We start from the raw sequence: 12,612 nt of genomic DNA on the forward strand, positions 1-12,612 counted from the left end.
TCCCTTACTCTTCGAAGGTGGTCAAGCCGAGTTCACCGTATGGCACATGGGGAATCGCCACGGGGCCGTGATCGGCGTCGTACACGGTTTGCGCGCGCAGGTCTTCGCTGCGGGTGAGCACCAATAACCAACGCTCACCCTGCCCCGGGAACACCGGCACCCAGGCTTCCAGGTAGCCCCGCTTACGCCAGGTTTCCGGGTAATAATCCATCACCAGGTCGGTAATCAGGCGAACCGGGCGAAAATCCCGATCCAGAAACGCCAGTGTGGGCACGAACACGCCCTTGTGGGCGTAGGAGCGCAGTCGCGTTACAAAGCCATGGGTAAACTCACCGGAGGGCAAGGCCACCAGCTGGAAGGCGGACTCGCCACTGCTGAAATCATAAACCGGGGAATCTTCGGTGATACGAACGCCGAACTCCCTTCCCTCCTGCCAGTGCTGGAACTCCTTGTTGGATAACGCTTCACAGCAGTTACCGGCAAAGGTGGTCAACACGTTCTCCGGTTCACGCTCGATGCCGAGGACGGCAAAGGCATCCGGATCATGGCCGGCTACGGGCTCGGCCTCTCCGGATTCCTGCCGGGGCAGGTAAACGCTGGCGGGGGTCAGGTTCAGTGGCGCCATGTCCGGGTTACGTTCCCGCTCGGTGCGGGTATCCGGCTTGTAATAGCTGACCCGGACAATGCCGTTGGCATCTCGCCAGGTGTAATAGGGCTGCCGCTGCCCCGGCCGGATAAAACCGTCCCGGGCCAGCTCTTCGCCATCCGGGTAGTTTTCGGTGGTGTAGTCGCCGGCATCCTCAAGCTTGCTGGCAGCATCGGGCTCGCCCAGTGCCCTCTTGGGAGGTAAGCCCGCAGTCTCGGCAACGTCTTCTCTTTCCGGGCTTTCGGATTCTGATTCTGCTTCGGGAATGCGGGAGTAACGTACCTGGCCCTGTTCGTCTACCCAGGTGAAGTAACCGTCCCGCTGCTCGATGGGGGTTCCGCCCAACTGGCAGCCCGCCGACAGGGCCACTGCCAGAACACAGCCTGCCAACCGGACGGATCGCATCAGAACCATGACAAACTACTCCCCGGACTGCATCAGAATTTGGTACGGAAACTCAGCCCCGCCATCACAACCCGCAGCGAAGTCTTGATCTCCAGATCCGCATAGGGGTTGTAAATGATATTGGTGATGTTGTCACAGTTTACGTTACAGCTGCTGTCTGCCGGAATAGTCTCGATAGACTGCAGGTAAGACAGGTTCAGGTCGATTTCCGTGTCTTTGTCCCAGCGATACCCCAGCCCTACGCTGTACAGATTGGCTCCGCCGAACGGCGCCATGATGGAACGCTGATCGTCCGGAATTACCGAATCCCGGATCTCGACACCCGCCCGCAGGTCCAGTCGGGACGACACATGCAGCTCCGCGCCAAAGGCCCAGTTCCACTGGCTCTTGAAGCCCAGCGGCAGGCGCAGGCTGTCTGGCGTGGCGTTGTCCGGCGACAGAATCCGGGCGGCGTTCAGGAACTCCAGCTTGCGGTCGAACTTGAACTCGAAGGCGTCCCACTGGGCAAAGTCGGTCCAGCCGATGTCGGCGTTCAGGGTCAGCATCGGGTGCACATCCACGCTGATCCCGGTCTGGAAATGCTGCGGATACACCAGGTCCATACTGACGTTCCCGGCCTCCCGGGGGGCACCGGAAGGCAGGCTCAGAATAGCCGAGGTTATAGCCCCCAATACAGAACCGTTAACGCTTTGCCAGAACCCGGTCCAGTCATCGGTGTACTGGATCTCGAACTGGCCTTTCAGGTTCATGTCCGCTTCGGAGGTGTAGCTGGCACCCCAGCGGAACCAGTCCGTGGGCTCCCACATGACACCCAGGGCGTAGGTGGGCGAGATGGTTTCCTGCAAGTTCAGGTTCATCGCGCCGATATCGTCCCAGGGGCCCACGTTACCGCCACACAGAGCCAGCCAGGGTTGCAGGGGTTCGTCACCGCTTTCACAGTTGAAAGCGTCCTGCAGAACCTCTGCCACACCAATCAGCATGTTCGGTGCCCGCATGTACTGGTCTGCCGCAAACCCGAAATGGGACAGGTGAATACCGGCACCCACCGACCATTCATCGTTTATCTCATAGCCAACCGTGGGGGAAAGATAGGTTGTCCGCTGAAGCGTTGCAGCCTGGGGCTGGTAACGGCCGGGATCGTCTTTCTCCCGGTAAAAACCGGCGGCCATCGGCATATAGAACGCGTTGGCAAAGGTCAGCTTTGAGCCGGGTGGCTTGATACTGATACCAGCAGAGGGCGCTACCGCCGGCCCCGGCGGCAGCCGCAGAATGCCATAGCCGGGAACGTACAGGGCGACGTTATTGGTGTGGCTGTGAGTATTGGCCACCGGGTCCCGCTGCTTGCCGGTCAGGGGGTCTGTTTCCAGGCCTTTGATACCGAAAATCTCGTAGTCTTCATCCGCGATGAAGTCGGCATCAATATCCAGGTAGATACTCAGCACGTTGACTTCAAGCTGGCGACCATCCAGCTTGGTGAGGCCTGCCGGGTTGTAATGAATGGCCATCAAACCCGGGGGATCGGCGGTTACCGCGTTCCCCAGTGCCAGTGCCTTGGGGTGCAGCGTCAGGTTCTGGGTCATCTGCGCCTGGGCACCGCAGGACAGGCTTGCCGCGATCAGCGCTCCCAGAATGCGTCGCTTGTGACTAGGTTGTCCCATGAAAATCTTCCCTTCCCGTGAAACGTCTGCAGCTCCAATCACTCTTTGAGGCCGGAGAAATTAATGGGCAGGGATATACCCAGGGAGAAATCCGGGGCATCTTCGGTCAGGCCAATCCCCAGACTGGTGTTTACGATGGTCATATCACTGACCCGGGTACCCAGCGACATGCTCAGGAAGCCCGTCATCTGGTCCTGGGCTACGGCCTGGTCGCCGTTAGAGAAAGTCAGAACGGTCTGGTCGCTGTAGCTGACCTGGGCCGAGATACTCAGGGAAATGTCATAAGACAGTGAATAGGCAAAGCCCGCGGAGCCGGAGAGACCAAAGCCGGGCTCCACCTTCTCTAGCAGGCGGGCACCACGAACCTGTTCCAGGCCGTCTTCGGTCAGGTTATAGGTTGCACTGAGCGAACCGAACACCACCACCGGGTCCAGCACCTTGGACATACTCAGGCCGCCACCAACGGAGTAATAACCGCTACCGGTAGACAGCTGTTCCTTGATGTCGATCTCGTAGGGGCTGACACCGGTCTTGCTGTTCAGGGTGCCAAAGAAGGTAGCCGAAGCCTTGCCGGGTACGTAGGCAAAGGGCTGCCAGCGGGCCGTAAAGGAGATGTCGCCGAAGTCGTAAACATTCAGCTCGTCCTCGGTATCGTACTTGACCACCAGCGGTACCCGGGTACCAACCGTAAGGTTGTCCAGCAAGCCGTAGTCGTAGGAAAAGGCATTGGTGAAGTTATGGGTAGCTGACGGCACCACATCCAGATTGCGCACCGAACCATTGGTAATGGCCAGGTCCAGGCGCTGATCCCCGGTGTAGGAATAGTCGAAGGAATAGTTCAGGGAGTGAGATCCCTTCTTCTGCAACGAATAGTTCTTCTCGGCAGCCTGGAACACTTCCTCGAGCTGCTTGGTGGAATCTTCATCACCTTCCTGGCGTGACAGGGCTTCCCGCGCCTGGTCAACATTTCCGTCCTGGGCCATCGCCATGCCCGGAAGCACACCGGCCGCGGAAACAAGGATAAAACCTCGCACTAACCAACGATTCATCCTGACTCCCTACTCTTATTGGTTTTATTCCTGATCCGGGGAAAACCGCCCGGAAAATTAGTTTCGACGGTAGTAAAGCTGTTTACGGGTATTCTCAACGCTACCGTCAGGATTGTTCTTCTGGCGTTCCAGCAAGTTCTGGACGCGTCTTTCTGTGGATTCGGCGAACGCCGGCATCTGTTGGATAGCCAGCAGTGTCATGGTCTGGTCGTCTACAAAGCGCAGGTCTTCCTCTTTCAGTTCGAGGTTGTCCAGCGGCTTGTCGCTGCCCGGGAAGACAATGAACAGCACGTTGTCGTCCCACTTCTCCTGGAACTGGGCCACGGTAAAGGAAATATTGCCGACGGCGGGGTCGGCCAGGTAAACACGGTCATCCCGGATGGTGCGGAGCACTACAAAGTGTTTGAAGCCGGCGTGGTCGATGGGCACGATAGCCGGGTGATCCAGCTCCATCAGGTCGTCAATCTCGGCTTTGAAGCCGCCAGAGGGATAACCCAAAGCCGTCACCAGGCGCTTCATATCGAGCATGGAAAAGGCCCGGCGCTGGACGATGCGATCGCTCTCACCGTAATGCAGCAGCCCTTCCATCACCTGCCGTTCAGAGAGGGTCCGGCCAAGATAGAAATTGAGGACCGTGGTCAGTGCCGCACTGCCACAGCTGTAGTCGTAGGCCTGGCGCACGATGTTCCGGAACTTCTGCTCGACCAGGGGCTCCACCCGCACATCAGAGCGTTGCTCAACCGGGCTCGCATCCACCTTGTGCTCCAGCACGATGGTGCCCGGCTCGAACGGCTCTACCTCGGTGGCTTCCTGCACCATGGCGAATGTGAGAAGGGATCCGGCCAGCACCAGCAGCATTTTGCAAAGTTCCTGTTTTTATTGGATGTGCAACTTTCTTGGATGTGCAACGTCGGCGTTACATGTTGTAACCGTAAGATACCGAAATCGAATCGGGCTTAAAGATAACTGTGCCTCAAATCTGTAGCTGCAGGCGGGGCCAGCAGCGACAGTACTGAGAACTGGTTCAAGGGAGGGAAAGGCCGGACAGCGTCCGGCCCTCAATCACAGGGAGAAAGCGGTTCCCAACAGCGCGTAGGTAATCAGGGTTACCACCACAATACCCATGATATTGAGCGCAAAACCGGCCCTGATCATATCGGAAATCTTCATGTGGCCACTGGAGAACACGATGGCGTTCGGCGGCGTGGCCACCGGCATCATGAAGGCACAACTGGCGGCAATGGCAGCCGGCACCGTCAACAGCAGCGGAGAGACGTCCTGCGACATCGCCAGGGCACCCAGCAGCGGCAGGAACGCCGCCGCTGTAGCGGTGTTACTGGTCACCTCGGTGAGGAAGATAATCACCCCAGCCACCAGGATCATCATCACCAGTACCGGCAGGGTGCCGGCCACGCCCATGCTCTCGGCAATCCACTCGGCCAGTCCGGAACTGCTGATCACGCCCGCCATGGCCAGGCCGCCACCAAACAGCAGCAGCACGCCCCAGGGCAGGCGGTTAGCCGAATCCCAGTCCAGCACGAAGCTCCTGTCCCGGGTGCTTACCGGAATCAGGAACATGGCAATCGCTGCAGCAATGGCAATACCGGTGTCACTCAGCCAGGGCGCAATGCTGCCAGAGAGCAAAGGCCGGAAAATCCACAGCGACGCCGTCACCACAAACACCAGTGCAACCAGCTTTTCACCCTTGCTCATGGGGCCGAGCGCGGCCAGTTCGTCCCGAATCATCTGGCCGCTTTCCTGGGCGCCTTCAATGCCGAAGTCCTTGCGGGTCAGCCACCACCAGGTCAATGTCAGCATCACCACCGTCACAGGCACACCGAGTAGCATCCATTGGGCAAAGCCCACGGAAATGCCCTGATTTTCGCTCAGGTAAGCCGCCAGCAAGGCATTGGGCGGCGTGCCAATCAGGGTGGCAATACCACCCACGCTGGCGGAATAGGCGATGGCCAGCAGCAAGGCCGTGGCATAACGGCGAACCCCGTCCGGATTGCTGTCATCCATCATGCCGATGACCGACAAGCCGATCGGCAGCATCATGATCGCGGTGGCGGTGTTGCTCACCCACATACTCAGGAAGGCTGTTGCCAGCATGAAGCCGGCAATCTGCCGTTTCGGCTTGTCCCCCATCGCCCGCAAGGTCAGCAGCGCAATCCGCCGGTGCAGGTTCCACCTCTGCATGGCCAGGCCGAGGGTGAACCCGCCCAGGAACAGGAAGATGATCGGATTAGCGTAGGGCGATGTGGCCTGACTGATACTTCCCAACCCCAGCGCCGGTATCAGCACAATCGGCAACAGGGAGGTAGCCGGAATGGGAATGGCTTCGGTAGACCACCAGGTGGCCATCATCAGCATCATGCCCAGGGCGGCCCAGGCCTTCGGCCCCATCGTCTCCGGCGCCGGCACCAGCAGGGTAACCAGCAGGAAAGCGGCGCCAAGAAACAAACCAATTACCTGGCTTTTGGGCAATCCTTGCTTCGGTTCTGATCCAGCGGGGTTCTGTGTCATCTTTACCACTCAGTGTTTGTCAGAATTCAGTTGTCGGCGCAATTTACACAAACGGTGGTGTAAGGCAACACCTGAAGCCGGCGCGGATCGATCTGCTCGCCGCATTTTTCGCATTCGTCCCCTGCTCCGCTGTCGATCCGCTCCAGTGCATGGGCAATCTGTACCAGTTCGGCGCGGGTTTCCACTTCCAGTGAATCGACCACTTCGTCGTTCTGGGTTTGCGTGGCCTGCTCTTCAAAATCCTTATCCAATGCACCCGCTTCACGGTGCTGGTGCGCTTCATACCGGGTCAGGCGGGCCTGCAGTTCCGCTTTCAGGGTTTCCAGTTCGGATTTGCGACTGCTCATGGTTTTCTCCACTGTAAGGTTACAAATTCCAGACTAAAGAATATGCTGGAACGGCGTTTGATGCCTGTCAAAATGATGTCACGCATCTAAAGTTAGACTGAGGATTCCAGTCATTCCAACTACAAAGGAGTTGTACCCCATGAACAATGAGCTGTTCGAAAAAGCCAACCGCCTCAATGAAACCCTGTTCAACCAGTTCGGCAAAGCTGCAGAAATGCAGATGGAAGCGTTCCGCCGGTATGCCGATGTTGCCATGGAACAGGCCCGGAAGATGGCAGAGGTACGCGACCTCGAAAGCCTGAAAACCCTGACCACAGACCAGGCCGAAACCCTGAAAACCATCAGCGAGCAGGTATCTGCAGACTGGAAGGCCTGGCAGGACTACGCCAACGAAACCCGCGAGCAACTGCAGCAGGTGTTCGAGGCAAAACCGGCTGATAACACAGCGGAAAAAACACCGGCCACCGGTAAAGGCAGCAACAGCAAAACCGCTGCCTGACACCCTGAATGACCGGCCGGGCCGGAACGTGTGCGACGCTCCGGCCTTTTTGTATCCGAGGCAAGGAGAACCCCGATGCTGGGTATGGACTACATCAGTAAAACCGCAAAGCAGATGATGAAAACCTTTGACGACAACGTGCGTCAGGGCCAGCAGCAACTGGAACAATGGCTGGGCGACACCGGCATGGTAGACCACGCCAAGCTGTCCACCCTCAGCGAAATGTCAGACGCCTATCGTGCCATGGCCGAAGACTTGCTGCTGCATCCGCTTCGCTTTGCCAGCGCCGAGATCGAGCTGGGCAAAAAGCATCTGGGCCTCGCCCGTTACACTTTCAGCCGGCTGACCGGCAAACAGCCCGAGCCGGTGGCCGTTCCGGAATCCGACGATCGTCGTTTCCTGGCTGACGACTGGCGCAAGCATGTGCCTTTCGATGTGCTTCAGCAGGTATACCTGATCAATTCCGGCGCATTCCTGAACTGGGTAGAGAACATGGAAGGCCTGCCCGGCCCCGCCCGGGACCAGATGATGTTCTATGCCCGGCAACTGACCAGCGCCCTGTCGCCCTCCAACTATCCCCTGACCAACCCGGAAGTGCTGCGCATTACCTGGGAACGCAAGGGGATGAACCTGGTGGATGGCGCCCGCAACCTCGCGGAAGACCTGCGCCAGAACCCCGGCCTGTTCAATGTCGGCATGACCGACCGTTCGGCCTTTGAAGTCGGCGGCAACCTGGCCACCACACCGGGCAAGGTGGTGTACCAAAACGAACTGATACAGCTGATCCAGTACACACCCACCACCAAGACGGTAGCGCAGCAGCCGCTGCTGATCATCCCGCCCTGGATCAACAAGTTCTACATACTCGATCTGACCGAGCGCAACTCGTTTATCCGCTGGCTCGTGAGCCAGGGCCAGACGGTGTTCGTGGTGTCCTGGCGTAACCCGGGCCCGGCCCAGAAAGAGACCGGCTGGGATGATTACATGAAGCTCGGCCCCCTCGCGGCGATCGATGCGGTAACAGAGGCCACCGGCGAAGAGCAGATGAACGCCATCGGCTACTGCATTGGCGGCACCCTGCTGGGCTCTACCATGGCCTGGCTGGAGAAGAAGAACCGCAACCCGATCATCAGCACCACCTATCTGACCACCCTGCTGGACTTCTCGGATCCCGGCAGCATCGGCGTATTCATAAACGATCACTCCATCCGTGGCATCGAGCGGGCCATGGAGCGCAAGGGCTACATGGATGGCCGGGCCATGGCCTTCACGTTTAACCTGCTGCGCGAGAACGACCTGTTCTGGTCGTACTGGACCAACAACTACCTCAAAGGCCTGAAACCCGCCGCCTTTGACCTGCTGTACTGGAACACCGACGGCACCAACCTGCCGTACAGAATGCACAGTTACTACCTGCGGGAAATGTACCTGCATAACCGGCTGGTGCAGCCAGATGCCCTGACCATGAACGGCGAAACCATCAACCTGTCGGAAATCCGGGTGCCATCGTTCTTCCTGTCGGCCCGGCAGGACCACATCGCCAAGTGGAAAACCACTTACTTCGGCGCCCGCGCCTACGGCGGTGATGTCCGATTTGTTTTGTCCGGTTCCGGCCACGTCGCCGGTGTGATCAACCCGCCCTACAAAGAAAAATATGGCTTCTGGACCAACAACACCCTGCCGGAAGATCCGGACGCCTGGTTCTCCGGCGCGGAGCAGCATCCGGGCTCCTGGTGGCCATACTGGCGGGAATGGATTGCCGGCCACGAAGGCGACCAGGTACCGGCCAGACAGCCCGGCGAAGGAAAGCTCGAGGTGATTGAAGATGCGCCTGGCAGTTACGTGAAAGTCAAAGCTGCTGAAGCCGGACAATAAACAACCAGATCAACACCTTCTGAAACTGACGTAAATCAAGCGCCCGCGAATTAGCGGGCGTTTTACACTTTAGTCCCATTGTTGCCTCAAAGCCCCGGGCAGAAACTACGCTATTACTTCAGCCTGACATAAAACAAGAATAGGCTGTGCGAACCCTAAACCGGAGGCCAATCTGCAATGACTTTCAGGACTTTCCTGCTCTCGGCATGTCTGCTTTTGCTCGGCAGCGCCACTGTTTCCGCCGAATCTCTCAAGATCGGTCTTAACTACCCGGAAACGGGACGCTACAAAAACCAGGGCCTGCAACAACGCCTGGCTGCCTACCTTGCGGTTGAGGAAATCAACCAGGCCGGCGGTGTGCTGGGGCAACCACTGGAACTGGTCATCCGCAACACCCGCGGCGAGCCGGAAAAAGGCGCGCGCAACACCGCCGAAATGATTGACCAGGAAGGTGTTCAGATGGTGTTTGGCGGTGTATCCAGCGCCGTTGCCATCGCCTCCGGCAAGGCCGCCCGCGACAGGAACCGCATTTACTTCGGTACCCTCACCTATTCCAACGCCACCACCGGCAGTGAAGGCCACCGGTTCATGTTCCGGGAGCCATACAATGCCTGGATGACCGCCAAGGCACTGGGCGATTACCTGAACCAGAACCACGCAAACGACGATTACTTCTACATCACCTCGGACTACACCTGGGGCTGGTCAGTGGAAGAGTCCGTTCGCCAGTTTTCCAATACCCAGGACACCGAACGCCACCCGGGCGTCAAAACCCCGTTTCCCCGGGCACTGATTACCGATTTCCGCAAGGCCCTGGAACAGGCTGCCGAATCTGACGCCAAGGTGTTGATGATGGTACTGTTTGGCGACGACATGGTGCGCGCGCTGCAGGTGGCCTATGAAATGGGTCTGACCAAGCGCATGCAGGTGGTGGTTCCCAACCTGACCCTGGGCATGGCCCGGCAGGTGGGCCCGGCGATGATGGAAGGTGTGATTGGCGGCGCACCCTGGGTATGGACCCTGCCGTACGAGAACAACTACCCCCGCGGCAAGGAGTTTGTTGAAGCCTTCTCTGCCCGCTATGAAATGCGTCCCTCTTCCTCTGCGGCCTCGGCCTACAGTATTGTGTACCAGTACAAGGAAGCGGTTGAGCGTGCCGGCACCACGAATACTGCCGATGTGATCCGGGCACTGGAAGGCCACCGCTACAGTTTCCTGAAAGACGAGCAGTACTGGCGCGAATTTGATCACCAGAACGTACAAAGCGTTTACGTGGTGAAGGTAAAACCCCGTGACCAGGTGATGGCCGATGAATTTGCCTCGGATTATTTCGAGATCATCGGCTCCATGGCCGGAGACCAGGCCGCACAAACCCAGGAAGAGTGGGAGGAGCGCCGCCGCGAGGCCGGCAAGCCAGTCCGGCTCTGACACAAGGAGTGAGCAGACAGTGGTTCGGAAAGCACCAAAAACCAGCACAGAAACATCACCGCTCGGCGGATTCCCGGACCACTGCGATTTGCTTGTTATCGGTGGCGGCGTAAACGGCACAGGCATTGCCATGGACGCCGCCGGCCGCGGGCTAAGGGTTGTCTTGTGTGAGATGAACGACCTGGCCTCGGCGACGTCGTCCAGCAGCAGCAAGCTAATCCACGGCGGCCTGCGTTATCTGGAGCATTACGAGTTCAGACTGGTGCGTGAAGCGCTGGCGGAACGGGAGGCCCTGCTGGGCAACGCTCCCCACATCATGTGGCCGATGCGTTTTCGCTTACCCCACCAGCCTCACCTGAGACCGGCCTGGATGATCCGCACGGGCCTGTTTCTGTACGACCACCTCGCCAAGCGTGAATTGCTGGCCGGCTCCCGGGCCATCAACTTCGGCAAAGAATCCCCCCTGAAACCGGAAATCACCCGGGGCTTTGAATACTCCGATGGCTGGGTAGACGACGCAAGGCTGGTGGTACTCTCAGCTCGCAAGGCCCAGCAAAAAGGCGCCAGTATCCTGCCCCGCACCCGGTGTATCCGGGCCGAACGCAAGGGCTCTGGCTGGCAGGCGGTAATGGAAGATACCCTCACCGGGCACACACGAACCCTCAGCGCCAGGGTGGTGGTGAATGCCACCGGGCCCTGGGTCAGCCGTCTGTTCGGTGAAAGCCTGGGCATGGTTGCGCCCAAACAGATCCGCATGGTCAAGGGCAGCCACATTGTGGTGCCCCGCCTTAACCAGGATGCCGAAGCCTACATTCTCCAGAATGCCGACGAGCGCATTGTGTTCGTCATCCCCTACGAAGATGAGTTCTCCCTGATTGGCACCACCGATGTGGACTACGAGGGCAACCCGTCTGAAGCACGAATTTCCGAAGAGGAAACCCGCTACCTGCTGGACGTGGTGAACCAGTATTTCCGCCGGCAACTGACACCCGGCGATGTGATATGGAGCTACTCCGGGGTCCGGCCGCTGATGGACGATGAAGGCGGCAATGCCCAGAGCGCTTCCCGCGACTACTCCTACGAGGTCGACGACCAGGATCACCAGGCGCCGTTGATTTCCGTGTTCGGTGGCAAGATCACCACCTTCCGTAAGCTGGCCGAGGCGGTCACCGATGCCGTATGCGATTACTTCCCCGGAGCGGGCAAATCCTGGACCCGGAACGCCCTGTTACCGGGGGCCGACTTTGCCAGCCAGCAACAGCTCGCAGAAGAGCTGCAACTGCACTACCCCTGGCTGGACCGCGCCATTATCCGCCGGTTTGTGCGCAGCTATGGCACCGACAGCCACCACATCCTCAAAGGCTGTACCGGCACAGAGGATCTTGGCCACGCCTACACCGCCACCCTGTACCAGCGTGAAGTGGACTACCTGATTGCCCACGAGTGGGCACTGAGCGCGGAAGATGTGCTCTGGCGGCGTACCAAGCAGGGGCTCTATATCACTGAGCAGCAACGGGAGCAGCTGGACAGCTACATCCATCGGGCGGCAACCCGGCACCAGAGCCTGTTCACCGCCGCCGGGTCAGAGTAATTCCCCGATCCGGGCCTGAAGCCGGGGAATCACCTCCTGCTCGAACCAGGGATTGCTTTTCAGCCAGCGGATATTGCGCGGGCTCGGGTGTGGCATGGGCAATAGCCCTGGCCAGTATTCCCGCCAGGCTTTGACATTATCCGTTACCGATTTGCGGCTGTCCGGCAGGTGCCAGGCCTGGGCATACTGGCCGATCACCAGGGTCAGCTCAACCTTGTCCAGCCGCGCCAGCAAGGCCTCGCGCCAGGTTTCGGCGCATTCCGGCCGGGGCGGCAGGTCGCCGGATTTTCCGGTGCCGGGAAAGCAGAACCCCATGGGCAGAATAGCCACCTGTTCCTCGTTGTAGAATTGCTCCCTGTCCACGCCCATCCATTGCCGAAGCCGGTCACCGCTGGGATCGTTGAACGGAATTCCGGTTTCGTGAACCTTGCGGCCGGGCGCCTGGCCGACCACCAGGATTCGGGACGACCGGGACAGCTGGACAACCGGCCTCGGCCCTTCCGGCAAGACATCTTTACACAAGGTACAGGCCCTTACCTGCTGCACCAGCTGGTCAAAGTCCAGGCTATCCAGATCCGTCTGAGTCAT

General features: G+C 59.1%; 11 protein-coding genes. 4 read left to right on the plus strand and 7 right to left on the minus strand.

The window, feature by feature from the left end; genetic code table 11:
- Positions 1 to 4 precede the first annotated feature (4 nt).
- The 6 genes from B9Q17_RS04135 to B9Q17_RS04160 all read right to left on the minus strand — a co-directional run bounded on the left by B9Q17_RS04135 (position 5) and on the right by B9Q17_RS04160 (position 6,631).
- Positions 5 to 1,060, minus strand: coding sequence for a MalM family protein (locus B9Q17_RS04135; RefSeq protein WP_022988026.1), 1,056 nt, complete (start codon positions 1,058 to 1,060; stop codon positions 5 to 7).
- A 23-nt stretch (positions 1,061 to 1,083) separates the two neighbouring features.
- Positions 1,084 to 2,709: an OmpP1/FadL family transporter gene (locus B9Q17_RS04140; RefSeq protein WP_094624210.1), complete on the minus strand. Its 1,626-nt coding sequence runs from the start codon at positions 2,707 to 2,709 to the stop codon at positions 1,084 to 1,086.
- Positions 2,710 to 2,747: 38 nt separating this feature from the next.
- Entirely contained in the window at positions 2,748 to 3,758 is a 1,011-nt protein-coding gene (locus B9Q17_RS04145; protein WP_058340063.1) for a hypothetical protein, read from the minus strand.
- A gap of 57 nt (positions 3,759 to 3,815) precedes the next feature.
- Entirely contained in the window at positions 3,816 to 4,616 is an 801-nt protein-coding gene (locus B9Q17_RS04150; protein ID WP_022988030.1) for a C39 family peptidase, read from the minus strand.
- A gap of 204 nt (positions 4,617 to 4,820) precedes the next feature.
- Positions 4,821 to 6,284 (minus strand): SLC13 family permease, encoded by a 1,464-nt coding sequence (locus B9Q17_RS04155; protein WP_052009658.1) that lies wholly within the window; start codon positions 6,282 to 6,284, stop codon positions 4,821 to 4,823.
- Positions 6,285 to 6,310: 26 nt separating this feature from the next.
- A complete protein-coding gene (locus B9Q17_RS04160) occupies positions 6,311 to 6,631 on the minus strand; it encodes a TraR/DksA family transcriptional regulator (RefSeq protein WP_036219003.1) in 321 nt (106 codons plus the stop codon).
- Positions 6,632 to 6,770: 139 nt separating this feature from the next.
- Here B9Q17_RS04160 and B9Q17_RS04165 point away from each other — a divergent pair, with 139 nt between their 5' ends.
- The 4 genes from B9Q17_RS04165 (at position 6,771) to glpD (ending at position 12,024) form a co-directional block, all read left to right on the plus strand.
- Positions 6,771 to 7,130: a phasin family protein gene (locus B9Q17_RS04165; RefSeq protein ID WP_094624211.1), complete on the plus strand. Its 360-nt coding sequence runs from the start codon at positions 6,771 to 6,773 to the stop codon at positions 7,128 to 7,130.
- A 75-nt stretch (positions 7,131 to 7,205) separates the two neighbouring features.
- Positions 7,206 to 9,005, plus strand: coding sequence for a PHA/PHB synthase family protein (locus tag B9Q17_RS04170; RefSeq protein ID WP_094624212.1), 1,800 nt, complete (start codon positions 7,206 to 7,208; stop codon positions 9,003 to 9,005).
- A gap of 177 nt (positions 9,006 to 9,182) precedes the next feature.
- Entirely contained in the window at positions 9,183 to 10,433 is a 1,251-nt protein-coding gene (locus tag B9Q17_RS04175) for an ABC transporter substrate-binding protein (protein ID WP_094624213.1), read from the plus strand.
- Between the two features lie 88 nt (positions 10,434 to 10,521).
- Positions 10,522 to 12,024 (plus strand): glycerol-3-phosphate dehydrogenase, encoded by a 1,503-nt coding sequence (glpD, locus tag B9Q17_RS04180; protein ID WP_279627993.1) that lies wholly within the window; start codon positions 10,522 to 10,524, stop codon positions 12,022 to 12,024.
- Here glpD and B9Q17_RS04185 read toward each other — a convergent pair.
- Positions 12,016 to 12,612, minus strand: a complete 597-nt coding sequence (locus B9Q17_RS04185; RefSeq protein WP_094624215.1) for a uracil-DNA glycosylase family protein — start codon at positions 12,610 to 12,612, stop codon at positions 12,016 to 12,018. The two genes, glpD and B9Q17_RS04185, sit on opposite strands and share 9 nt — an antisense overlap.

Origin of the sequence: Marinobacter vinifirmus, from assembly GCF_002258215.1 — a bacterium.
Classification (GTDB): Bacteria; Pseudomonadota; Gammaproteobacteria; order Pseudomonadales; family Oleiphilaceae; genus Marinobacter; species Marinobacter vinifirmus.

Bases quoted from the DNA above. Each gene is read 5' to 3' on its own strand.
- B9Q17_RS04135 (WP_022988026.1), bottom strand. From the start codon at position 1,060: ATGGTTCTGATGCGATCCGTCCGGTTGGCAGGCTGTGTTCTGGCAGTG.
- B9Q17_RS04140 (WP_094624210.1), bottom strand. From the start codon at position 2,709: ATGGGACAACCTAGTCACAAGCGACGCATTCTGGGAGCGCTGATCGCG.
- B9Q17_RS04145 (WP_058340063.1), bottom strand. From the start codon at position 3,758: ATGAATCGTTGGTTAGTGCGAGGTTTTATCCTTGTTTCCGCGGCCGGT.
- B9Q17_RS04150 (WP_022988030.1), bottom strand. From the start codon at position 4,616: ATGCTGCTGGTGCTGGCCGGATCCCTTCTCACATTCGCCATGGTGCAG.
- B9Q17_RS04155 (WP_052009658.1), bottom strand. From the start codon at position 6,284: ATGACACAGAACCCCGCTGGATCAGAACCGAAGCAAGGATTGCCCAAA.
- B9Q17_RS04160 (WP_036219003.1), bottom strand. From the start codon at position 6,631: ATGAGCAGTCGCAAATCCGAACTGGAAACCCTGAAAGCGGAACTGCAG.
- B9Q17_RS04165 (WP_094624211.1), top strand. From the start codon at position 6,771: ATGAACAATGAGCTGTTCGAAAAAGCCAACCGCCTCAATGAAACCCTG.
- B9Q17_RS04170 (WP_094624212.1), top strand. From the start codon at position 7,206: ATGCTGGGTATGGACTACATCAGTAAAACCGCAAAGCAGATGATGAAA.
- B9Q17_RS04175 (WP_094624213.1), top strand. From the start codon at position 9,183: ATGACTTTCAGGACTTTCCTGCTCTCGGCATGTCTGCTTTTGCTCGGC.
- B9Q17_RS04185 (WP_094624215.1), bottom strand. From the start codon at position 12,612: ATGACTCAGACGGATCTGGATAGCCTGGACTTTGACCAGCTGGTGCAG.